Origin of the sequence: Neorhizobium sp. S3-V5DH (assembly GCF_004343065.1) — a bacterium.
In the GTDB taxonomy this organism is placed as follows: domain Bacteria; phylum Pseudomonadota; class Alphaproteobacteria; order Rhizobiales; family Rhizobiaceae; genus Neorhizobium; species Neorhizobium huautlense.
On the sequence record NZ_SMCL01000001.1, the window covers coordinates 63,274 to 84,222 of the forward strand.

A 20,949-nucleotide genomic window follows, 5' to 3' on the forward strand; every position below is an offset into this window, starting at 1 on the left:
ATTCCTTAACAGAGAATGAAGAACCGGGCGGAATAAAGGCGTATGCGGTTCGCGCTGCCGGCGCGTGTCAGCCGAGCGTGAAGACGAAATAGAGCAGCGAGAGCGCGATGATCCACAATGCGATGCGGCCAGAACGGCTGTGTCGGGCTTCCGACCTGCCGATCGCTTCGGCCGTTTCGGGGTCGAAACGCAAGCCGTGCTCGCTCATATGAATGAGTTCTTCGTGGAACCTCTCGGTCTTGGCGGCAATTTCAGGCGCGGCTTCCGCGAGTTTGACCATTGCCTTCAGGCCGTCCTTCAGATCGGAGACCAGTCGCTTCGGCCCCAGATTGCTGCGGATCCAGTCGCCAACCACCGGCTCGGACGCCTTCCACATGTTGAACCGCGGGTTCAGCATCCGCGACACGCCTTCGACGACGACCATCGTCTTCTGCAAGAGGATCAGTTCCGGCCGGGTCTGCATCTCGAAAAGGTCGGTCACCTCAAAGAGCAGCGCCAGAAGGCGGGCCATGGAAATCGTTTCCGCCGGCTGTCCGTGGATAGGCTCGCCGATTGCCCGGATCGCCTGGGCAAAGCTCGATACGTCATGGTGCGCAGGCACGTAGCCAGCCTCGAAATGCACTTCAGCGACCCGTGTGTAGTCGCGCGTGATGAAACCGTAGAGAATCTCCGCGAGGAAGCGCCTTTCCTTCTTGCCCAGTCGACCGACGATGCCCATGTCGACGGCGACGATCGTGCCGGTTTTGTCGACGAAGAGATTGCCGGGATGCATATCGGCATGGAAGAAGCCGTCGCGCAGCGTATGGCGAAGGAACGACTGGATCAGGACCTCGGCAAGCCTCTCCAGATCATGGCCGGCAGCCTGCAATGCGCCCACGTCCGACATTTTGATGCCGTCGATCCATTCCATGGTGACGACATCGCGGCCGGTCCGCTCCCAGTCCACGCTCGGCACGCGGAAGCCGGGATCGTCCTTGATGTTTTCGGCAATCTCGGAAAGCGCTGCCGCTTCCAGGCGAAGGTCCATCTCCACCTTGGTGGTCTGTTCAAGCGTGCGCGTTACCTCGACCGGCCTGAGGCGCCGGGAGGAGGGTACGAAGCGCTCCTGCATGCGCGACAGGAGATACATGCTCTCGATGTCGTGGGCGAAGCGCTGCCTCACACCCGGCCGCACCACCTTCACAGCCACCTTCCGGTCGCCGATCATGCAGGGATGCACTTGGGCGATGGAGGCCGCGGCGATAGGCTCTCCGAATGAGGAGTAAAGATCGCTGATGGGGCGGCCGAGCGAGCCTTCGATCGCCGCCTTGGCAGTCTCCGTCGGGAAATAGGCCATGCGGTCCTGCAGGAGCGCAAGGTCCACGGCCCAATCCACGCCGACCACGTCCGGGCGAGTTGCAAGGAACTGACCGATCTTGACATAGGACGGGCCCAGCCTGTCCACGGCGCGCGTCAGCCGCTCGCTGCGTGCCTGCTTGAGCGAATGGTTGCGGGCCAAGGGCTGGAGGAGCGACTTAATAAGGCCGACCGAAGGCGGCAGGCCCTGCGAAGGGAGGGCCGATACCACCCCTTCGCGCACCAGGACCCAGCCGACACGCACAAGTCGGAAATAAGCGCCGATCGTGCTCATGCGGTCAAAGCTTCCAACCGGAATGCAGCGCCGCAATGCCGCCGGTATAATTGGTGTAGGTCACGCGGGAGAAGCCGGCGTCGCGGATCATCGTGGCGAAATTTTCCTGGTTGGGGAATTTGCGAATCGATTCCACCAGATATTGATAGGGCTCGGCCTCCCCGGTGATCATCTTGCCGAAGCGCGGGATCGCCTTGAAGGACCATTCGTCATAGAAGCGCTCGAGCAGCGGCATCTCGACCTCGGAAAATTCCAGCACCAGCAGCCTGCCGCCCCGTTTGAGCACGCGGTAGGCTTCTTTCAAAGCGACATCGATATGCGGCACATTGCGAATTCCGAAGGCGATCGTATAGGCGTCGAAGGAATTGGCTCCGAAAGGCAGGGCTTCCGCATTGGCTTCGACGAAATCAAGGTTCTCCGATAGCTTGCGCTTGGCGGCCCGCTCGGCGCCGACGGCCAGCATCGAACCGTTGATATCGAGTACGGTGACATGGGCCTTGCGACCGGAGGCCTCGACGATCCGGAAGGCGATGTCGCCAGTGCCGCCTGCCACATCGAGGGTCCTGTAGTTGCTGTCCTTGCGCGGGTTGAGTGCCGCGATCATGGCATCTTTCCAGACCCGATGCATGCCGGCCGACATCACGTCGTTCATCACGTCGTAGCGCTTTGCCACCTTGTGAAAGACATCGTTGACCAGCCCCTGCTTCTCACCCTCGGCAACCCGGCGGAAGCCGTAGGAAGTCTCCATTCCGCCTTCGGCGCTGGTACGGGCTTCGGTCATCGGTGAACTCCTTGACTCCATTCGCGAGCGACCATAGCGAAATCACCTGCGCCTCGCTATCTGTGGTCCATGCATTATAGATGCATGCGACATCCGGTCCGCTCTATAGAGCAGGAACGGTGCGGTTGGAACAGGAAGTTAGGTAGCTATGCCCGAATTGCCAGAGGTGGAAACCGTCCGGCGTGGTCTCGCGCCGGCAATGGAAGACGCCGTCGTCTCGAAGCTGGAACTGAACCGGCCGGATCTGCGCTTTCCGCTTCCGGAAAACTTCGCCGACAGAGTGAAAGGGCGCCGGATCGTGTCGCTGGGCAGGCGTGCCAAATATCTGCTGATCGATCTGGAGGACGACCTGACGGTCATCAGCCATCTCGGCATGTCCGGCTCCTTCCGGATCGAAGACAACACGCTGGGTGAGTTCCATCATCCGCGATCCAAGGACAGCAAGCACGACCACGTGGTCTTTCATCTTACGAAAGAAAGCAGACCGCTACGGGTCATCTATAACGACCCGCGCCGCTTCGGCTTCATGCACCTATGGAAGCGCAGCGAACTCGACCTTTATCCCGCCTTCGCCGACCTGGGACCCGAGCCGACCGGCAACGCGCTCAATGCGGACTATCTCGCGGCTCGCCTTGCCGGCAAGAGCCAGCCGCTGAAGGGTGCCTTGCTCGACCAGACGGTGATCGCCGGTCTCGGCAATATATATGTATGCGAAGCGCTGTGGCGCTCGCATCTTTCACCCAGACGCGCGGCCGGCGGCGTGGTCACCAAGACGGGACGACCGAAGAAAGAGCTTTTCGCGCTTCACGAAGCCATCCGGAACGTCATTTCGGATGCGATCGCCGCGGGCGGCTCTTCACTTCGGGATCATATTCAGGCTGACGGTTCTCTCGGGTATTTCCAGCATTCCTTCTCGGTCTACGACCGGGAAGGCGGGGCTTGCCGCACGCCCGGCTGCAGCGGTACGGTCGCCCGCATCACGCAGGCGGGCCGCTCCACTTTTTATTGTCCTGTCTGCCAGAAATAGGAGAGGAGACACCGGATGAGCTACGAAACCCTGTTGACCGAAATCCGCGAGTCCGTGGCGTTGATAACGCTCAACCGGCCGAAGGCGCTGAACGCCCTCAATTCCACCGTCATGGCAGAACTAACCGATGCATTGGCGGGTTTTGGCAAGGACGAAGGCATCGGCGCGATCGTTCTGACCGGCTCTGAAAAGGCCTTCGCCGCCGGCGCTGATATCAAGGAGATGCAAGGGATCGATTTTGTCGATGCTTATGTGAGTGATTTCATTTCCGGCTGGGAGGCGATCGCCGCAACCCGCAAACCGATGATCGCGGCCGTCTCCGGCTTCGCCCTCGGGGGCGGTTGCGAGCTTGCCATGATGTGCGACTTCATCATCGCTTCTGAGACCGCGAAATTCGGCCAGCCGGAAATCACCCTCGGCGTCATCCCCGGCATGGGCGGCTCGCAGCGCCTGACACGGGCGGTCGGCAAGGCGAAGGCCATGGACCTCGTCCTGACCGGTCGGATGATGGACGCGGTCGAGGCCGAACGCGCCGGTCTGGTATCGCGGATCGTGCCGCCTGAACGCTTGGTGGATGAGGCAGTGGAAGCGGCCGCCACGATCGCTTCCTTCCCCAGGGCTGCCGTCCTGATGGCCAAGGAAGCGGTCGCCCGCTCCTTCGAGGCGACGCTCGGAGAAGGCCTGCGTTTCGAACGCCGGCTCTTTCATTCGCTGTTTGCCACGGCCGACCAGAAGGAAGGCATGAGCGCCTTTGTCGAAAAGCGTAAGCCGCAATTCTCGAACCGGTGAAACAGGCACGCGATTGGTCAAAATGCGCGTTGACTGGAGCGGGTATTCCGGCTATATGCCCGCCCACAGTTGGGAAAGCCTGATCACGGCTTCCTCTATTGCTCCCGAATTGCTGGATCGAGGGTCGCAGGACCGACGCGGCAACGGCGGAGTTTTGGTTCGAATTCGTAGAGAGGCATGAAATGGCCAATACAACTTCGGCGAAGAAGGCGACCCGCAAGATCGCTCGCCGTACCGCAGTCAACAAGGCTCGCCGTTCGCGCGTCCGTGGCTTCATCCGCAAGGTTGAGGAAGCCATCGCATCCGGCGACATCACGGTTGCTGCCGAGGCTCTCAAGGCTGCGCAGCCTGAGATCCAGCGTGCCGCTACCAAGGGCGTGCTTCATAGCAATACAGCGTCCCGCAAAGTGTCTCGCCTGGCGGCTCGTGTGAAGGCTCTTTCGGCCTAATAGCACTCGACAAAATTAAGTCACAAAAAAGCCTGGTCGCTTGACCGGGCTTTTTCTGATTCTCTCAGCTAACCATATATTTACCCGGCTCAATAACAATTTCGTGTCAGCGGCGTGACAGAAATTTCTGTATAATTTCAATATGTTGGTGGAGGTGGTTAGGCAAGGGGGCAGCTCGGGCGCCCGGCGGATGGCCCCCAACTGAGTCAAGAAGATTTTTATTTTTTTTGTGAACGATCGCGCCGAATGTATGTCATTTTTGAATCCCATTGATTCAAAAGCGATTCTCCATGAAGCCGTCTGTGACATTCAAATCACGCTGGGAGAGTCAACGCCCAGCTCTTAATTTTGCGTAAAATTCATCATTGATCTTGGCATTTGATCCTGCCTAAATGGCCTCCAGCAAGGGGCGCGGGGATTACTTCAGAGGGCTGCCGGCAGTCGTTCTTCCAGGACGGCGCGGAGACTTTCTGCCCCTTGCTACGGGACAAGTTTTGCCCGTTTTCCATATAACTATCGGTTGTGATCCGGAAATTTGACGTTTCCGGAGACGGTCGGATTTTGTCGAGGCCAGACCCGCGCTGCGGAGCTGGGGCAAAGGAGGAGAGGCAGGTTCGAGCGGCCATGATGAGGATGGGCGTTCGGTGTTGTGCGAGGTGGCTCTCGCGAGGCTTTGGTCCGAATACGAGGCGGACTGGGCAACGCTTTCGATCCGCTGTTGAGGCGGGGAAGCATAAAAAAATGGAACGGGCGGCGATGTTCTCAATGATTGGGAAGGGTTTGCTGTGCCCGGGAAAATGAGGTTTGTCCTGGCGGCGTAACGAGAACCGCCGGGCTATGAATTTGGAAGGCGGCGCATAATGCAAATCAGTATCGTACCGAACCGTGCGGGTAATGGGGACCAATCACGGCAGTCATTTGATTCAGTTTGCTCTCAGGCGGCAGGGGAACCACCGGAAATGAAGCATAATGCTCTTTTCGAGCGATTCAGCACGCGTTTGAAGGCACAAGTCGGTCAGGATGTTTATGCAAGCTGGTTTGGGCGTTTGAAGCTGCATTCGGTCTCGAAAAGCGTGGTTCGGCTGACGGTGCCGACGACCTTTCTGAAGTCCTGGATCAACAATCGTTACCTCGATCTCATCACGTCCATCTTTCAGGCGGAAGACGCGGAAATTCTGAAGGTGGAAATCCTGGTGCGCAGCGCAAGCCGCAACACCCGCGCCCCGGTAGCGGGAGAAGAACGCGGGACCGCGCCGGACCCGATTCCCACACAATCCTTCCAGCGTCCGCAGATGCCGCGCGAAATCGGCAAGATCGCAACTTTTCCCACGCCGGCGGCTTCGGCTGCCCGTCCCACGCAGGCGCCGAGCCCGCTGTTTGGCTCGCCGCTGGACAGTCGCTTCACCTTCGACACCTTTGTGGAAGGCGCATCGAACCGCGTAGCTTTGGCCGCAGCGAAAACCATCGCCGAAGCTGGCGCCGGTGCGGTCCGCTTCAATCCGCTCTTCATTCATTCCGGCGTCGGTCTCGGCAAGACCCATCTCCTGCAGGCGATCGCCAACGCTGCGGTCTGCAGTGAGCGTATGCCGCGTGTCGTCTACCTGACGGCGGAATATTTCATGTGGCGCTTTGCGACCGCCATCCGTGACAACGATGCACTGACGCTTAAGGACTCGCTGCGCAATATCGACCTCCTGATCATCGACGACATGCAGTTCCTGCAAGGCAAGATGATCCAGAACGAGTTCTGCCACCTCCTTAATATGCTGCTCGACAGCGCCAAGCAGGTGGTGGTCGCTGCCGACCGTGCTCCCTGGGAACTGGAATCGCTCGACCCGCGGGTCCGCTCGCGTCTGCAGGGCGGCGTGGCCATCGAAGTCGAGGCGCCGGATTACGAAATGCGTTTCGAGATGCTGAAGCAGAGGCTCGCCGTCGCACGCCAGGATGACCCGTCGCTCGATATTCCGGTGGAAATCCTCTCCCATGTCGCGCGTAATGTCGCAAACAGCGGCCGCGAACTGGAAGGCGCGTTCAACCAGCTGATCTTCCGCCGCTCTTTCGAGCCTTCGCTGTCGATCGAGCGCGTGGATGAACTGCTGGCCCACTTGGTCGGTGCGGGGGAAGCCAAGCGCGTCCGCATCGAAGACATCCAGCGCATCGTCGCGCGTCATTATAATGTCTCGCGCCAGGAACTGGTGTCCAACCGTCGTACGCGGGTAATCGTAAAGCCGCGACAGGTGGCCATGTATCTTTCGAAAACCCTGACGCCGCGGTCTTTCCCGGAAATCGGGCGCCGGTTCGGCGGCCGTGATCACACCACAGTGCTCCATGCGGTCCGCAAGATCGAGGAATTGATCTCCGGCGATACCAAACTCAGCCACGAGGTCGAACTCTTGAAGCGGCTGATCAACGAAAACAACGCCTGAGACCATGTTTCTTCTGTCCGTCGCAACGATATGGGCCGTGGCGTGCATTACGCCAGGGCCTAACACGTTGCTCGTGATGCGCTACGCACTGACAGCGCCGAAACGGGTACCGATTGCTGCGGCGATGGGCACTATCACCGGCACCTTCTGCTGGGGCCTTGCCGGGTGGCTCGGCATCAACGTCCTGTTTCAGGCGGCTCCATTCGCCTATGTGGCGCTGAAGACGGCCGGCGGGCTTTATCTCGTCTGGCTGGGGGCGAAGATTTTCCTGGATGTTCGCAAGGCCCGGCATGCGCCGGACCTGACGGCGCAACGGGTCGATATGCCGTTGAAGACTGCTTACAGAATGGGATTGGCGACCAATCTCGCCAATCCGAAATCGGCGCTTTTCGTCGCAAGTCTTTTTGCGGCAACCATGCCGGCCGGCACCCCTTTCTTTTATGGCTTGATCGCAATTGCGGTTATGCTTGTCGTCTCGACCGTCTATTATGCCTGCCTGATCGGCCTGATCACGCATCCGGCAATCGCAGCCGGATACATCAGGGCCAAAAAGAAGATCGACGTCGGCGTCGGCCTAATCTTCGTGGGCTTCGGTACGAAACTCTTGCTGTCGCAACGATAGGATAAACGTAGATGCACGGCGATCCGACCTCCTCGTTTTATGCCGAAAATGCTGCGGCATATGCGGGAAGCGCAGCCGGGCCGAGCACGCGCCGGCTGGATCTGTTTCTCGCAAAGCTCCAGCCCGGTGCTCAAATTCTCGAACTCGGCTGCGGCAACGGGCGCGACAGTGCCGAGATGATCAGACGCGGCTTCCGCGCCGTGCCGACGGATGGTACGCCGGAGATGGCCGAAGAGGCAACGAAACGCCTGGGCGTGCCGGTTTCGGTGCTGCGTTTTAAGGATATCGATGCGGTCGAAGCCTTCGACGGCGTCTGGGCAAATGCGTGCCTGCTGCACGTGCCTCGCGCGAAACTTGGCGCTGTCCTTGGAAAAATCCACGCCGCGCTCCAGCCGGGGGGCCTGTTTTACGCGAGCTTCAAGGCCGGTGAGGCGGAAGGCCATGACGATCTCGGCCGCTTCTACAATTATCCGTCCAAGGAGTGGTTGGAAGAGCTCTACGGGAGCTTGTCCTGGACCTCGGTCGAGATCGCCGAGGAGCAGGGCACCGCCTATGACAAGCGGCCGACCGATTGGCTCCATGTAGTGGCCGTAAGAGCGTAGCTTCCAGTCGTCAGCAAGCCAGATCGGCTACGACGGAATCGAGGATCAGCATGCCCGACGGCGTGCAGCGGAGCCGCGAATTGCCGAGCCTTTCGATAAATCCGTGCTCCAGCAGTCGCTCCTCGCGCACGGGATCGGGATCGCGGCCGGAAAGCTGCTGCCAGCGCGCAAGATCGACGCCCTCACGGAGCCGAAGACCCATCAGCAACAGTTCGTCGGCCTGTTCTTCGAAGCCGAGGACCTCTTGATCGAGCATGCCGTGTCCCTGGCTTTCGACGAGGTCGAGCCAGCTTTCCGGACGCCGTTCCGTGGCGGTGGCCAGCTTCTGGTTCCCCCGGCTCAGCCGGCCATGGGCCCCCGGGCCGATGCCGGCATAGTCGCCATAACGCCAGTAGGTCAGGTTATGGCGGCTTTCGGCGCCCGGCCGGGCGTGGTTGGAGACTTCGTAGGCAGGCATGCCGTGCCTTTCCGTAATCTCCTGCGTGGCTTCGTAGAGCGTAGCCGATTGGTCGCCATCCGGCACAATCAGTTTGCCCGCCTTGTGGAGCCCGTAGAAGGGTGTGCCTTCTTCGATCGTGAGCTGGTAGAGCGACAGGTGGTCGACCGCGTAGGAAATCGCCTCGTTTAGCTCGGCTTCCCACGCCTCCACTGTCTGTTTCGGCCGCGCATAGATGAGATCGAAGCTCATGCGCGGAAAGATCTCGCGAGCAAGCCGGATCGCCTTCAACGCATCGGCGACATCATGAAGCCGCCCGAGGAATTTCAGATCCGTGTCGTTCAGTGCCTGGACGCCGAGCGATACGCGATTGACGCCAGCACTCCGATATCCGCGAAAACGGGTCGCCTCGACGCTGGAGGGATTTGCCTCCATGGTGATCTCGATGCCGTCGGGTACGTGCCAGTGTCTGGCGATCCCGTCCAGGATCGCTGAAACGGTGGCCGGATCCATCAGCGAGGGCGTGCCTCCGCCGAGGAAGATGCTGGTGACGGTTTTCGGGCCGCTCATCTTCCGCATCGTCTCCATCTCTTTCAGGAAGGCGGCGGTAAAGCGCGGCTGGTCCACCGGCTGGTGGCGGACATGGCTGTTGAAGTCGCAATAGGGACATTTGGCCACACAGAAGGGCCAATGCACATAGACGCCGAACCCCGGTTCACCCGTATCGGGCAAAAGTGTATCGGAAGGAAGAGTGAGGGAGGGGGTCAGTTCATGCCTCCAGGCAGGTTTCGACGAAGCGTTTGAAGGCGCGGGCGCGGTGAGACAGGGCCTCCGGCTCCCCGGGCCGCCAGCCATGCTTCTGTTCGCTGCTCATTTCCCCGAAGGTGATGTCATAGCCTTGCGGCTGAAAGACGGGATCATAACCGAAACCCTGGGTGCCGCGCGGCGGCCATACGACGGCGCCTTCCACCTCGCCGCGGAAAAACTCCGTATGCCCGTCGGGCCAGGCAAGGCAGAGCACGCTGACGAAGCGGCCGGCGCGCTGTTCGGCCGTCGTCGCGCCGCGTTCTTCCAGCGCCTTTTCGACCTTCTCCATCGCCATCTGAAAATCGCGCGTCCCGTCCTCACGCTCCGCCCAGTTGGCGGTATAGACGCCGGGCGCGCCGTCCAATGCGTCGATCACCAGGCCGGAATCGTCGGACAGCGCCGGCAGGCCGGAGGCCTTTGCCGAGGCAAGCGCCTTGATCGCAGCGTTCTCTTCGAAAGTCGTGCCCGTCTCATCCGGTTCGGCAAATTCCAGCTCGGCGGCCGATTTTGCTGAAAAGCCGAGTGGGCCGATCAGTTCGGCGATCTCGCGAATTTTCCCGGCATTGTGGCTGGCGACGACGATGGTCTTGGTATCGAGCTTGCGCATCAAAGTTCCTATTCGATATTCCACAGCTTCGGCTCTGCGCATTCCAGGCTGTTTCCGGCCGGATCGCGGAAATAGATCGAGCGGGCGCCGTTCGGCCAATGAAAGTCGCTTTCGATTGCTACGCCCGCCTTGTTCAGCTTTTCCCGGAGCCTGTCAATCGCCTCGCCGCTGATGCGGAAACAGGCATGGCCGGCTCCCCTGGTGCCGTGCGGCGGCACCGGCAGCGCATCCCTGGAGGGCGGCTTCATGGTCTCGGCTGGATTGAAGATCAACAGTATCCCCGGACCGCAGCGGAAGAAGACGTGCCGGTTGCCGGCACGCAGGACCTTTTCCAGGCCGAGAACGCCGCCGTAGAAAGCTTCGGCGGCGTCAAGGTCGTCGGCATAGAGCGCGGTTTCGAGGATACCTTCGATCAACGCGCCCTCCCTCCGTCAGGCAATCGCCTGTTTTTGCATCGCCACCAGTTCCTGCGTACCAGCCTGCGCCAACGCCAGCAGCTTCAGGAATTCGTCCTGGCTGAAGGGCGCGCCCTCGGCCGTGCCTTGAACTTCGACGATGCCACCGGCACCGGTCATCACGAAATTCGCGTCCGTTTCGGCGGCGGAATCCTCCAGATAATCGAGGTCGATGACCGGCTGAGTGGCGAAGATCCCGCAGGAAATGGCCGCCACATGATCCCTCAGCACCTTCTCGACCTTGATCATCGAGCGGGCCTCCATCCATTTCAGACAATCGTAAAGCGCCACCCAGCCGCCGGTGATCGACGCCGTGCGGGTGCCGCCATCGGCCTGGATGACGTCGCAGTCGACGGTGATCTGCCGTTCGCCGAGTGCTTCGAGATCGATGACGGCGCGAAGCGATCGGCCGATCAGACGCTGGATCTCCTGCGTCCGGCCGCCCTGCTTGCCTGCTGCCGCTTCACGTTTCATGCGCTCGCCCGTCGCGCGCGGCAGCATGCCGTATTCGGCAGTCACCCAGCCCTTGCCGGAATTGCGCAGCCACGGCGGCGTCTTTTCCTCAAGGCTGGCCGTGCACAGGACATGCGTGTCGCCGAACTTGACGAGGCAGGAGCCTTCCGCATGTTTGGAAAAATTGCGCTCGAACGAGACCTTGCGCATCTGGTTTGTCTGTCTGCCTGAAGGCCTCATGCTCTGCTCCTGAATTGCGTTGGCGTCTTCTAAGACCGCCGCCGCTCTTTTGCAAAGGAAAAGCCCCGGCCGGTTACAGCGGTGTCACGGAAGAACAATTATTTCCAATTTGCGCCGGCCGGGGGAATGACTATATTTCCCTTGGAGATCAACGGCACGGTGAAGGATTGATGGGTTTTTCTGGACCGACGGGTAGAGACAACGGGTCCGTGCTCGATGACCGTTCGCGGGAAATATTCCGTCGCATCGTCGAAAGCTATCTCGAAAACGGTGAGCCGCTCGGCTCCCGAAATCTTTCGCGTCTCCTGCCCATGTCGCTCTCGCCGGCTTCCGTGCGCAATGTCATGAGTGATCTGGAGGAGCTCGGCCTCATCTATTCGCCGCATGTCAGTGCCGGCCGTCTGCCGACGCAGACAGGCCTCCGCTTCTTTGTCGACGCCTTCATGCAGGTCGGAAACCTCTCGGAGGAGGAGCGCTCTGCAATCGACCGGCAGGTTCGCCGCGCCGATCGCGATCAGCCGATGGAAAGCCTGATGGCGGAAGCGAGCCTGATGCTCTCCGGCGTGTCGCGTGGCGCCGGCCTCGTCATCACAACCAAAAGCGATCCGGTCCTCAAGCATGTGGAATTTATCCGCCTGGAGCCGACAAAGGCGCTTGCCGTATTGGTCGGCGACCATAACCAGGTGGAAAACCGCATCATCGAATTGCCGGCGGGCGTCACGTCCTCGCAATTGGTGGAGGCTGCGAATTTCCTGAATGCGCACCTAACGGGGCAGACCCTTCCGGAACTGCGCAACCAGCTCACGAAGCTGAAGGATGCGGTCCAGAGCGAGCTTTATGCCCTCTCCCAGGATCTGGTCGAACGGGGGCTGGCGGTTTGGTCCGGCGACAGCGAGGAAGGCAAACCGAGCCAGCTTATTGTCCGCGGCCGCGCCAACCTGCTTCAGGGCCTCGACGAGACGGCGGATCTCGACCGGCTTCGGCTTCTCTTCGACGATCTGGAAAAGAAGGACAGCCTGATCGAGATCCTGGAGCTTGCCGAGAGGGGGCCTGGTGTCCGCATATTCATCGGTTCCGAAAACAAGCTTTTCTCGCTCTCAGGTTCTTCCTTGATCGTCGCGCCCTATCGCGACGGCGAGGATCGTATCGTGGGGGCCGTCGGGGTTATCGGGCCGACCCGTCTCAATTATTCCCGCATCGTGCCCATGGTGGATTATACGGCCCAGCTTCTGGCAAGGCTGTCGCGGTGAAACCGGCTGAATGCCGGCTCAAGTTTCCCGGCGAGCCTTGATTTTTCCACTTTAAACCTCGATATCGGGCACAAATCCAACGCCATATATCCCAGTGAAGAATAACCGGAGACCGTCATGACCGACGAAACCAAGAAGCACGGACCTGACGCAGCCGCCGCCGAAAATACGGCGGAAGCCGTGGCGTCTGCTCTTCAGGACGCGGCCAACCAGGGCGCAGCCGAAGCGCCGGCCGCGGCCGAGCCCGACCCCATCGAGGTTTTGAAGGCGGAGAACAACGAATTGCGTGATCGCTTCCTGCGCCTTGCCGCCGAAATGGACAATCTGCGCCGCCGCACCGACCGCGATGTCAAGGATGCCAAGTCCTATGCAGTCGCTGGCTTTGCGCGCGACATGCTTGCCGTTTCCGATAATCTGCGCCGAGCATTGGATGCCGTTCCGACGGAAATGCGCGCAGCTGCCGACGCGGCGTTGACGACGCTTCTCGAAGGCGTCGAACTGACGGAGCGCTCCATGCTCTCTGCGCTCGAGCGTCACGGCATCAAGAAGATCGAGGCGGAAGGCCAGAAATTCGACCCGCACTTCCATCAGGCCATGTTCGAAATTCCAAACGCAGACGTGCCGAACAACACGGTCGTTCAGGTCGTCCAGGCAGGATATACGATCGGCGAGCGCGTGCTGCGTCCCGCCATGGTCGGTGTCGCCAAGGGCGGCCCCAGGTCCGAAGCCACGGCTGCGGAACAGGCGGGTGAAAAGAACGCCTGAGACGTGTGAAGGCGGGCGGTTTCGCCCGCTCTCTCGGGATGAAGGTGAGGGTGCCCGCGCGCTCTCATGGCTTGCCGCCCTGCAAGATCAGTTATAAAAATATAACGTGTCAGCCGATTCGGATATCGATGCCGTTTTCAAAGCTCTCGCCCATCCTCGGCGACGGCTGATCCTCGACCAGTTGAAGGATCGCCCGCAAACTACCGGATCGCTCTGCGAAACCTTCTCGGACATGGATCGCTGTACGGTGATGCAGCATCTGAAGGTTTTGGAGGACGCCGATCTGGTGATCGTAAGAAGGGAAGGGCGCGAGCGCTGGAACTACCTCAACGCGCTGCCCATTAAGGCAATCCAGGATCGCTGGATCGGCGACTACGCCGCCCACGCCGTCCGCCTGCTCGATCGGCTTCAGGCCGACCTCAAGGATTGAAGTTTAAACGGATCCACCCGGCGCTCGATCACGGGCCGGGCGAACTGATTTCGTCTCCACGAAAATCGTCAAGCCGTCAGGCGGCGTGATTTGCCTGTTCCTCATTCAGGAAGGCATAGATGGCGGTGGCGGAATCCGTCTTGCGAAGCTTTGCCACCAGCTCTTGATCTCTGAGCACGCGCGCGATGCGAGACAGTGCTTTCAAGTGGTCGGCGCCGGCCCCTTCCGGAGCGAGCAGCAGGAACACGAGATCCACCGGTTCGTCGTCCAGCGCCTCGAAGTCGACCGGCGTCTCGAGTCGTGCAAAAATGCCCTTGATCGACGAAATGCTGTTGAGCTTGCCGTGCGGAATGGCGATCCCATGGCCGACGCCGGTGGAACCGAGCCGTTCGCGCTGCAGAATGATGTCGAAGATTTCCCGCTCGCCGACGCCAGTAAGCTTGGAAGCCTTGGCTGCCAGTTCCTGCAGGAGTTGCTTTTTGGAATTTACTTTTAAGGCAGGAATAATCGCATCTTGCTGCAGCAAATCTGCCAATGCCATTCTAGTCATCCTTTGTGCCGCAAGAGCTCCCGCTCCAGGCGAGGGGAAGCGCCGCTTCCGACGCTCTCCCCAAGATTGTTCAGTTCTTGATATTGGTGGAATCGATCCAGCCAATATTGCCGTCGTTGCGGCGGTACACGATGTTCAACTCTTCCTTGCCGGGGCTGCGGAACAGCAGCACAGGCTCGTCGGTCATATCCAGCGCCATCACGGCGGTTGCGACCGACATCGTCTTCAAAGGTTTTGAGCTTTCCGCGACGATGGTCGGCGCAAAATCCTCAGGCACTTCGTCTGCTTCATCCGGTACGCGGTCCATGACCGTATATGCGACTTCGGCATGGCCATTCAGGTGGTTGCCGGCATGATGATCCTTGAGGCGCCTCTTGTAGCGGCGCAGCCGCTTTTCGATCCGCTCAGCTGCGGCATCGAAACTGCCCTGTGGATCGTTTGCTTCCCCTGCCGCATGCAAGACGATCCCGGTGTCGAGATGCACTTTGCAGTCGGCCGAAAAACGCGAGCCGGATTTTTCTACGATGACTTGGCTCGAATATCCCCCGTCGAAATATTTCGTAACCGCCTCACCGATCTGTCCCTCGATCCGCTGACGGAACGATTCGCCGATTTCCATATGCTTACCGGATACACGGACACCCATGGAATTTTTCCTTCTTGTCGTGACTTGCGTGTTCAGTCTACGCCAAGCCGTTCCCTCATCCAAGCCACTCGCATGCGACAAGGTCAAATTGCTGCAATCTTTGCCCAGCTGGTTGTCGGGGATGCCTAAAGCCTATGTCCCGTGCAATTGCGGCGGGCTTCTAGCCCCCGGAGCCTTAAATGTCAACGGTTGGGGAACTTGGGAATTTTACGTAGCCCTCCACGACGTCAGGGCAGGTTTTTCGTCAAGATGAGGTTAGAAGGCAGCCACTTTTGCAAGCGCTCGCTTCTCCCGGCGTCGCTGAACAGAAGACGGAATGTTCATTGCCTCCCGGTATTTGGCGACCGTCCGGCGGGCGAGATCGACGCCGCCGCGTTTCAGGCTGATGACGATGTCATCGTCGGATAGGACCGCTTCGGGCGTTTCCTGTGCGATCAGTTGGCGAATACGGTGCCGCACCGCTTCGGCGGAGTGATTGTCCCCGCCTTCTTCCGCCGAACCGATCGAGACGGTGAAGAAATATTTGAGCTCGAACAGACCCCGGGGCGTAAGCATGTATTTGTTTGAGGTGACCCGGCTTACCGTCGATTCATGCATTTTGATCGCCTCGGCCACCGTCTTGAGATTGAGCGGTCTCAGGTGATCGACGCCGTGCATCAGGAAGGCGTCCTGCTGGCGGACGATTTCAGCCGCCACCTTGATGATCGTCCGGGCGCGCTGGTCGAGGCTGCGGGTCAGCCAGTTCGCGTTCTGCATGCATTCCGAAAGGAAATTGTGGTCCTCGCCACTTCTCGGGCAGCTCTTCGAAACCGTCTGGAAATAGGCCTGGTTGACCAGGACGCGCGGCAGTGTGTCGGGATTGAGTTCGATCATCCAGGTGCCATCAGGCGCAGCGCGGACGACGATGTCAGGGGAAATCGTCTCCGAGGCGCCACGTTCGAAGCTGGCGCCCGGTTTCGGATTCAGCCCGCGAATTTCCGCCAGCATATCGATCAGGTCCTCGTCGTCGACGCCGCAAATCTTGCGAAGCGAGGCGAAGTCGCGTTTGGCGAGCAGTTCGAGATGCCGGACGAGAGCGTCCATGGCGGGGTCCAGCCGATCCTTCTGACGAAGTTGGATCGCCAGGCATTCGCTGAGCGACCGTGCAAAGACGCCGGGCGGATCGAGCGTCTGCAGCTTGTTCAGGATGGCTTCCACATCCTCGCAGGACTTGCCGAGCCGGGTGGCTGTTTCTTCGATGGCGCCTTGCAGGTAACCCGCCTCGTCGAGTTGATCGACCAGATGCTGCGCGATCAGCCGGTCGGCCGTGCCGGTGATGAGAAACGGGATCTGTTGGTTCAGGTGGTCGCGCAATGTCACCTGGCCGGCAACGAACTCATTCAGATCGTAATCGTCGCCGGATTCTCCACCCGGCATCGACTTCCACTGACTCAGCAATTCTGGTGCATCGGCACGGCGGGCTGGTCCGTCGTCCGGAAAGACGTTTTCAAATCCCGTATCGAGACCTTCGCCAAGGCGCTCGGCAGTTATGGCGGAGTTGCCCTCGTACCAGTGGCCGTCGCTGGAGATGTGGAGGGCTTCGCCGCTTCCGCCGTCGGCTTCCGGGAAGGGTTCCTCGTTTTCAAAGCCTGTTTCCGTGCCGCCATCGATCTCGCCTGGCGCAATTTCGAGCAGCGGGTTCTTCTCGACTTCCTGTGCGATGAACTGGTTGAGCTCGAAATGCGTCATCTGCAGCAGTTGAATGGATTGCATCAACTGCGGCGTCATCACCAGCGACTGGGTCTGCTTCAGAAAAAGGCTGGCGGATAAACCCATGGCGGACGCGAAACTCCCCTGATATCCCCTTGGCTGTTCCGTCATGAAACAGCGCAGCGCGCCTTCGGCCACCCCCGCACATAGCCAAATTTGCATCTGGCACAAGAATTGCTTTTTTGAAAGATTTGGTCAAGCGCCGCAGTACGGGAAAGTAAATTTCTTCCGCGCGCTACAGGCTGAACTTGTCGCCCAGGTAAAGGCGGCGAACATCGGGATTGTTGACGATGTCATCGGCCCGACCATGGGTCAGGACTTCGCCTGCGTGAATGATGTAGGCGCGATCGATGAGGCCGAGCGTCTCGCGAACGTTGTGGTCCGTTATCAGAACGCCGATGCCGCGTGCCGTCAAGTGGCGCACGAGGTTCTGGATATCGGAAACCGAAATCGGGTCGACGCCCGCAAAAGGTTCGTCGAGCAGCATGAAGGCCGGGTCGGTCGCAAGTGCGCGGGCGATTTCGAGCCGCCGCCGTTCGCCGCCGGACAGAGCGACTGCCGCGGACTTGCGAAGCTGGCTGATATGGAATTCTTCCAGAAGCTCGTCGAGCTTGCGCTCCCGCTTGTCCTTGTCCGGTTCGTGCACTTCGAGCACGGCACGAATATTTTCCTCCACCGTCAGGCCGCGAAAAATCGACGCTTCCTGGGGCAGGTAGCCGACGCCGAGCCGAGCCCGGCGATACATCGGCATATGGGTGACCTCGTTGCCGTTGATGGCGATCATGCCTTCATCGACCGGTACGAGCCCGGTAATCATGTAGAAGCAGGTTGTCTTGCCCGCGCCGTTCGGCCCTAGCAGCCCGACCGCCTCGCCGCGGCGCACGACCAGCGAGACGCCGTTGACGACGCGGCGCGTATCATAGGTCTTGGAAAGGCCGTGCGCCACCAATGTCCCCTCGTAGCGCGCTTTGTCGCGTGCAACGAAGGGTTCTGGCGCAGACGGCTTCCTGGCCGACAGACGGGATAGCAACGGTGTTTTCACGAGATATGTCTATTATTGCTTCTGTTGCGGCTGCCGCGACTTCGGGTCGAGCAGGATTTCGACCCGGCCGCCGCAGGCATCGAGCTTGGCCTGGCCCGTTTCCATCAGCACCGTCAGCTTGCAGCCCTTAAAGACGTTGGGGCCTTCCGACAGGACAACCTGCTTTCCTGAAAGCACGAAGGTTTGTGTCGCCATGTCGAACTCGCCTTTTTCGGCGGTCGCCTGCTGGGTGCCGGAGGTCAGGAAAACGGTATCGTCCAGGAAGATCTTGTCGATATTGGCGTTGCCGGACGTTACGGACGCGCCTTCACCGGTATAGAGGACGGTCATCTTGCCGGCCTTCATCGTGGTCGAGCCTTGCACGACCTGGACGTTGCCGGTGAAGAAGGCTTTCTTTTCCTGTTCCTTGATCTCGAGCTGATCGCTCTGGATCTGGATCGGCTGGTCGTTGGAGAGCTTCAGGCCCTCCATCTGGCTGGTTGTCGATTGGGCGGAGGCTGTTGCGGCAAAACAGCACGCGAAGCTTGCCGCGATCAAGAATGCGGTATTCCGGTTGAGAAGGCGGCGATTGGTCATGACGGCCGGGCTCTATTTGCCTTGGTTGCGGATGGCGGTAGGATCGAGATGGACGCGAACCTGACCTTTGAAGGTGATGGTGCGTCCCTTATCCGTTATCTTTAAAGAGTCTGCAACAATCGAACCTTCCTTCATCGAAATGTCGACGGGATCGGGCGTATCCATGACGCCGGCATTGACATCGAGATGTGCGGATTTGAAGCGGGCGGTGATCCCGTTGGAGAGGTTGACGTCGAAGGGAGCGGTGAGGTCGAGCATGTCGGTGCCGCGGTCGAAATCGGCACCGGTGGCAATCACGCGGGCGATCACGTCGTCGTTGACGGGTACGGCGGCCTTGACGTTTTCGAGCGTGATCTTGTTCGGGTTCTCGATATCCTGAAGCGCGCGGTTAGCCGTCATCGAATAGCTGATGCCGTCATTGTTGCGGCCGGAAATGGCCGGCCGTTCCATGACGATCTTGCCGTTCTCGATGCGGGCGTTTTCGATGGACAGATTTTCCGGCAGATAGGCGCGGATGATGGAAACGCCGATGAATGCCGCCGAGATCACGGCTGCAGCGATCGGCAACAGGACCTTCAGCTTCCGCACCATGGCGGAATGCGCAAGCGCGGCTTGATATGCATCCGCCTGGGGCTGCAGCGCCAACGCAAGGCCTGCCGTTTTTCGGATATTCTGCAGCATGGGTGCCGGATAGGTCCTTCTTTGCCTGCCACCGCCGCGGCGCCATTCGAATGGCGCCGGCATGCATCGGGCAGGCTTTCGTTGTCCGCCAATATGGTTTTTATTCATCAACAAACAATAACGGACAATATAAAAACGTGATGTGCGCCGCTGCAAAACGCGCTAGAGAGCCTATTTAGCAACGGAAGCGCATTTCAAAGGGCATTTTCCATGGATCAAATGGCAATCGCGGACAGGCGGAACCTGCGCCGCAAGCTGAGCTTCTGGCGCGTCGTCGCCCTGGTTTTCCTGGTCGGCATCGGCTTCGCGCTCTATCGCACTGCTTTTGGCGAAGGCGCCGGATCCACGGTGCCCCATGTTGCCCGCATCGAGATTTCGGGGCTGATCACCGATGACAAGGAACTGCTGGAGCGGCTGGAGCGGATCGCCGAGAGTGACCGCGCCAAAGCCCTCGTCGTTTCGATCTCGTCGCCCGGCGGCACGACCTACGGCGGGGAGCGCATTTTCAAGGCCATCCGCAAGGTGGCGGAAAAGAAGCCCGTCGTTTCGGATATCCGCACCCTTGCTGCCTCGGCCGGTTACATGATCGCCACTGCAGGCGATCAGATCGTCGCCGGCGAGAGCTCGATTACCGGTTCGATCGGCGTGATCTTTCAGTATCCGCAGGTCGATGAGGTGATGAAGAAGGTCGGCGTTTCGCTGGAAGAGATCAAATCGGCGCCGCTGAAGGCTGAGCCTTCTCCCTTCCATCCGGCGAGCGAAGAAGCAAAGACGATGATCCGCAACATGGTGATGGACAGCTATGCCTGGTTCGTCGATCTCGTTGCCGACCGCCGCAAGCTGCCGCGCGACGAGGTGCTGAAGCTCGCCGACGGAGCGATCTTCACGGGCCGGCAGGCGCTGACCGCCAAACTGGTGGACAAGCTCGGCGGCGACGAGGACATCCGCGTTTATCTGGAATCGCGCGGCGTCTCCAAGGACCTGCCGGTCGTCGACTGGAAGGAGCGGAACTCGTCGTCGTCCTTCTGGCTTGCGAGCATGCTTGGCCAGTTCGTCAAGCAGACCGGTCTGGGCGAGGCCATCGCGCCGGATATGCTCCGCATCTTCGGCGCGGACAAGTTGTTCCTTGACGGTCTGGTCTCGGTTTGGCAGGTTGGGCGCGGTTGAAAATCTAGTTTTTTCAGGGGGCAACCGTGATCAAGTCAGAACTGGTGCAGATCGTTGCAGCTCGCAATCCGCATCTCTACCATCGCGACGTCGAGAACATCGTGAACGCCGTGCTCGACGAGATCACGGATGCCCTTGCCGCCGGAAACCGGGTCGAATTGCGTGGCTTCGGCGCCTTTTCGGTGAAGAATCGTCCTTCCCGTTCCGGCCGCAATCCGCGCACCGGCGAAAGCGTCTTCGTGGAAGAGAAATGGGTTCCCTTCTTCAAAACCGGTAAGGAACTCCGTGAACGCCTGAATCCGGATCTTGCCGACGAAGAGGATTGATCCTCTGTGGCGCGGCTTTGCGTCGCCCTTGAAACCCCATAAAGCGCGCCTATTCTGCAACAGACGCCGGTAAAGCGGCGATTGACCTGTTGCCGGAGATTACCCATGGACAAGCTCAAAAAGATCCTCAGCCTCGTGATCTTCGTGCCGCTCGGGATCATATTGATCGTGCTGGCGGTGGCGAACCGTCAGATGGTGACGCTTGCACTCAATCCATTCCGGCCGGAAGACAGCGTGCTGGCCGTCAGCGCGCCTTTCTTCCTGTTCCTGTTTCTTGCCCTTCTCTTTGGCATGCTGGTCGGCGCGGCTGTGACCTGGTGGAGCCAGGGCAGGCATCGCAAGCAGGCTCGTGTCGAGGCACGCGAGGCGGTGCGCTGGCAGAAGGAACACAAGGCTGCCGTCGGCGGTCAGCCGGCCTCTCGGCAGCTGGTTTCCAAATAGAC

General features: G+C 60.0%; 24 protein-coding genes. 12 read left to right on the top strand and 12 right to left on the bottom strand.

Annotation, left to right across the window (positions count from 1 at the left end):
* Positions 1-67: 67 nt before the first annotated feature.
* Both ubiB and ubiE read right to left on the bottom strand, forming a co-directional pair.
* Positions 68-1,630 carry a 2-polyprenylphenol 6-hydroxylase gene (gene ubiB / locus EDE09_RS00340; RefSeq protein ID WP_132408319.1) on the bottom strand — a complete coding sequence of 521 codons (1,563 nt, stop codon included), beginning with the start codon at positions 1,628-1,630 and terminating at the stop codon, positions 68-70.
* Between the two features lie 4 nt (positions 1,631-1,634).
* Positions 1,635-2,411 carry a bifunctional demethylmenaquinone methyltransferase/2-methoxy-6-polyprenyl-1,4-benzoquinol methylase UbiE gene (ubiE, locus tag EDE09_RS00345; protein ID WP_112802468.1) on the bottom strand — a complete coding sequence of 259 codons (777 nt, stop codon included), beginning with the start codon at positions 2,409-2,411 and terminating at the stop codon, positions 1,635-1,637.
* Between the two features lie 148 nt (positions 2,412-2,559).
* On the opposite strand from ubiE, the gene mutM reads away from it, so the two are divergent.
* The 6 genes from mutM to EDE09_RS00375 all read left to right on the top strand — a co-directional run bounded on the left by mutM (position 2,560) and on the right by EDE09_RS00375 (position 8,326).
* Positions 2,560-3,438 (top strand): bifunctional DNA-formamidopyrimidine glycosylase/DNA-(apurinic or apyrimidinic site) lyase, encoded by an 879-nt coding sequence (gene mutM / locus EDE09_RS00350; protein WP_132408321.1) that lies wholly within the window; start codon positions 2,560-2,562, stop codon positions 3,436-3,438.
* Positions 3,439-3,453: 15 nt separating this feature from the next.
* On the top strand, positions 3,454-4,227 hold the full coding sequence (locus tag EDE09_RS00355; protein WP_132408323.1) for an enoyl-CoA hydratase: 774 nt from the start codon (positions 3,454-3,456) through the stop codon (positions 4,225-4,227).
* A gap of 182 nt (positions 4,228-4,409) precedes the next feature.
* Entirely contained in the window at positions 4,410-4,676 is a 267-nt protein-coding gene (gene rpsT, locus EDE09_RS00360; protein WP_105370704.1) for a 30S ribosomal protein S20, read from the top strand.
* An 860-nt stretch (positions 4,677-5,536) separates the two neighbouring features.
* Positions 5,537-7,102, top strand: a complete 1,566-nt coding sequence (gene dnaA / locus EDE09_RS00365) for a chromosomal replication initiator protein DnaA (protein ID WP_112802472.1) — start codon at positions 5,537-5,539, stop codon at positions 7,100-7,102.
* 37 nt (positions 7,103-7,139) lie between these two features.
* Positions 7,140-7,724 carry a LysE family transporter gene (locus EDE09_RS00370; RefSeq protein WP_245505048.1) on the top strand — a complete coding sequence of 195 codons (585 nt, stop codon included), beginning with the start codon at positions 7,140-7,142 and terminating at the stop codon, positions 7,722-7,724.
* Positions 7,725-7,735: 11 nt separating this feature from the next.
* Positions 7,736-8,326 carry a class I SAM-dependent methyltransferase gene (locus EDE09_RS00375; RefSeq protein ID WP_112802476.1) on the top strand — a complete coding sequence of 197 codons (591 nt, stop codon included), beginning with the start codon at positions 7,736-7,738 and terminating at the stop codon, positions 8,324-8,326.
* Positions 8,327-8,336: 10 nt separating this feature from the next.
* Here the strand turns inward: EDE09_RS00375 and hemW are convergent, their stop codons facing one another.
* Genes hemW through rph form a run of 4 tightly spaced genes read right to left on the bottom strand, consistent with a single transcriptional unit; the run spans position 8,337 to position 11,324 of the window.
* Entirely contained in the window at positions 8,337-9,530 is a 1,194-nt protein-coding gene (hemW, locus tag EDE09_RS00380) for a radical SAM family heme chaperone HemW (RefSeq protein WP_112802521.1), read from the bottom strand.
* 1 nt (position 9,531) lies between these two features.
* On the bottom strand, positions 9,532-10,176 hold the full coding sequence (rdgB, locus tag EDE09_RS00385) for an RdgB/HAM1 family non-canonical purine NTP pyrophosphatase (RefSeq protein WP_112802478.1): 645 nt from the start codon (positions 10,174-10,176) through the stop codon (positions 9,532-9,534).
* An 8-nt stretch (positions 10,177-10,184) separates the two neighbouring features.
* Positions 10,185-10,592 (bottom strand): VOC family protein, encoded by a 408-nt coding sequence (locus EDE09_RS00390; RefSeq protein ID WP_112802480.1) that lies wholly within the window; start codon positions 10,590-10,592, stop codon positions 10,185-10,187.
* 15 nt (positions 10,593-10,607) lie between these two features.
* The gene (gene rph, locus EDE09_RS00395; protein WP_112802482.1) at positions 10,608-11,324 is read right to left on the bottom strand and encodes a ribonuclease PH; all 717 of its coding nucleotides are present in this window, start codon (positions 11,322-11,324) and stop codon (positions 10,608-10,610) included.
* Between the two features lie 170 nt (positions 11,325-11,494).
* Between rph and hrcA the strand changes: the two genes are divergently transcribed.
* From hrcA to EDE09_RS00410, 3 genes are all read left to right on the top strand, one after another.
* A complete protein-coding gene (gene hrcA / locus EDE09_RS00400) occupies positions 11,495-12,574 on the top strand; it encodes a heat-inducible transcriptional repressor HrcA (RefSeq protein ID WP_132408325.1) in 1,080 nt (359 codons plus the stop codon).
* Positions 12,575-12,691: 117 nt separating this feature from the next.
* On the top strand, positions 12,692-13,339 hold the full coding sequence (gene grpE, locus EDE09_RS00405) for a nucleotide exchange factor GrpE (RefSeq protein WP_105370451.1): 648 nt from the start codon (positions 12,692-12,694) through the stop codon (positions 13,337-13,339).
* Positions 13,340-13,445: 106 nt separating this feature from the next.
* Positions 13,446-13,769: a helix-turn-helix domain-containing protein gene (locus EDE09_RS00410; RefSeq protein ID WP_105370452.1), complete on the top strand. Its 324-nt coding sequence runs from the start codon at positions 13,446-13,448 to the stop codon at positions 13,767-13,769.
* Between the two features lie 76 nt (positions 13,770-13,845).
* On the opposite strand, the gene ptsN is transcribed toward EDE09_RS00410, so the two are convergent.
* The 6 genes from ptsN to lptC form a co-directional block, all read right to left on the bottom strand.
* Positions 13,846-14,310, bottom strand: a complete 465-nt coding sequence (gene ptsN, locus EDE09_RS00415) for a PTS IIA-like nitrogen regulatory protein PtsN (RefSeq protein WP_105370453.1) — start codon at positions 14,308-14,310, stop codon at positions 13,846-13,848.
* A 79-nt stretch (positions 14,311-14,389) separates the two neighbouring features.
* Positions 14,390-14,965, bottom strand: coding sequence for a ribosome-associated translation inhibitor RaiA (raiA, locus tag EDE09_RS00420; RefSeq protein WP_105370454.1), 576 nt, complete (start codon positions 14,963-14,965; stop codon positions 14,390-14,392).
* 255 nt (positions 14,966-15,220) lie between these two features.
* Positions 15,221-16,780 (bottom strand): RNA polymerase factor sigma-54, encoded by a 1,560-nt coding sequence (rpoN, locus tag EDE09_RS00425; RefSeq protein ID WP_112802523.1) that lies wholly within the window; start codon positions 16,778-16,780, stop codon positions 15,221-15,223.
* A gap of 169 nt (positions 16,781-16,949) precedes the next feature.
* Positions 16,950-17,732: an LPS export ABC transporter ATP-binding protein gene (gene lptB / locus EDE09_RS00430; RefSeq protein ID WP_105370707.1), complete on the bottom strand. Its 783-nt coding sequence runs from the start codon at positions 17,730-17,732 to the stop codon at positions 16,950-16,952.
* Positions 17,733-17,768: 36 nt separating this feature from the next.
* Positions 17,769-18,227 carry an LptA/OstA family protein gene (locus tag EDE09_RS00435; RefSeq protein ID WP_245422742.1) on the bottom strand — a complete coding sequence of 153 codons (459 nt, stop codon included), beginning with the start codon at positions 18,225-18,227 and terminating at the stop codon, positions 17,769-17,771.
* 117 nt (positions 18,228-18,344) lie between these two features.
* A complete protein-coding gene (lptC, locus tag EDE09_RS00440; protein WP_105370708.1) occupies positions 18,345-19,013 on the bottom strand; it encodes an LPS export ABC transporter periplasmic protein LptC in 669 nt (222 codons plus the stop codon).
* A gap of 210 nt (positions 19,014-19,223) precedes the next feature.
* Between lptC and sppA the strand changes: the two genes are divergently transcribed.
* From sppA to EDE09_RS00455, 3 genes are all read left to right on the top strand, one after another.
* Positions 19,224-20,180, top strand: coding sequence for a signal peptide peptidase SppA (gene sppA / locus EDE09_RS00445; protein ID WP_112802484.1), 957 nt, complete (start codon positions 19,224-19,226; stop codon positions 20,178-20,180).
* Between the two features lie 26 nt (positions 20,181-20,206).
* Positions 20,207-20,506 carry an integration host factor subunit beta gene (locus EDE09_RS00450; protein ID WP_105370457.1) on the top strand — a complete coding sequence of 100 codons (300 nt, stop codon included), beginning with the start codon at positions 20,207-20,209 and terminating at the stop codon, positions 20,504-20,506.
* A gap of 105 nt (positions 20,507-20,611) precedes the next feature.
* On the top strand, positions 20,612-20,947 hold the full coding sequence (locus tag EDE09_RS00455; RefSeq protein WP_105370458.1) for a lipopolysaccharide assembly protein LapA domain-containing protein: 336 nt from the start codon (positions 20,612-20,614) through the stop codon (positions 20,945-20,947).
* Positions 20,948-20,949 lie beyond the last annotated feature (2 nt).

Bases quoted from the DNA above. Each gene is read 5' to 3' on its own strand.
- ubiB (WP_132408319.1), bottom strand. From the start codon at position 1,630: ATGAGCACGATCGGCGCTTATTTCCGACTTGTGCGTGTCGGCTGGGTC.
- ubiE (WP_112802468.1), bottom strand. From the start codon at position 2,411: ATGACCGAAGCCCGTACCAGCGCCGAAGGCGGAATGGAGACTTCCTAC.
- mutM (WP_132408321.1), top strand. From the start codon at position 2,560: ATGCCCGAATTGCCAGAGGTGGAAACCGTCCGGCGTGGTCTCGCGCCG.
- EDE09_RS00355 (WP_132408323.1), top strand. From the start codon at position 3,454: ATGAGCTACGAAACCCTGTTGACCGAAATCCGCGAGTCCGTGGCGTTG.
- rpsT (WP_105370704.1), top strand. From the start codon at position 4,410: ATGGCCAATACAACTTCGGCGAAGAAGGCGACCCGCAAGATCGCTCGC.
- dnaA (WP_112802472.1), top strand. From the start codon at position 5,537: ATGCAAATCAGTATCGTACCGAACCGTGCGGGTAATGGGGACCAATCA.
- EDE09_RS00375 (WP_112802476.1), top strand. From the start codon at position 7,736: ATGCACGGCGATCCGACCTCCTCGTTTTATGCCGAAAATGCTGCGGCA.
- rdgB (WP_112802478.1), bottom strand. From the start codon at position 10,176: ATGCGCAAGCTCGATACCAAGACCATCGTCGTCGCCAGCCACAATGCC.
- rph (WP_112802482.1), bottom strand. From the start codon at position 11,324: ATGAGGCCTTCAGGCAGACAGACAAACCAGATGCGCAAGGTCTCGTTC.
- hrcA (WP_132408325.1), top strand. From the start codon at position 11,495: ATGGGTTTTTCTGGACCGACGGGTAGAGACAACGGGTCCGTGCTCGAT.
- grpE (WP_105370451.1), top strand. From the start codon at position 12,692: ATGACCGACGAAACCAAGAAGCACGGACCTGACGCAGCCGCCGCCGAA.
- ptsN (WP_105370453.1), bottom strand. From the start codon at position 14,310: ATGGCATTGGCAGATTTGCTGCAGCAAGATGCGATTATTCCTGCCTTA.
- raiA (WP_105370454.1), bottom strand. From the start codon at position 14,965: ATGGGTGTCCGTGTATCCGGTAAGCATATGGAAATCGGCGAATCGTTC.
- rpoN (WP_112802523.1), bottom strand. From the start codon at position 16,780: ATGGGTTTATCCGCCAGCCTTTTTCTGAAGCAGACCCAGTCGCTGGTG.
- EDE09_RS00435 (WP_245422742.1), bottom strand. From the start codon at position 18,227: ATGGAGGGCCTGAAGCTCTCCAACGACCAGCCGATCCAGATCCAGAGC.
- lptC (WP_105370708.1), bottom strand. From the start codon at position 19,013: ATGCTGCAGAATATCCGAAAAACGGCAGGCCTTGCGTTGGCGCTGCAG.
- sppA (WP_112802484.1), top strand. From the start codon at position 19,224: ATGGATCAAATGGCAATCGCGGACAGGCGGAACCTGCGCCGCAAGCTG.
- EDE09_RS00455 (WP_105370458.1), top strand. From the start codon at position 20,612: ATGGACAAGCTCAAAAAGATCCTCAGCCTCGTGATCTTCGTGCCGCTC.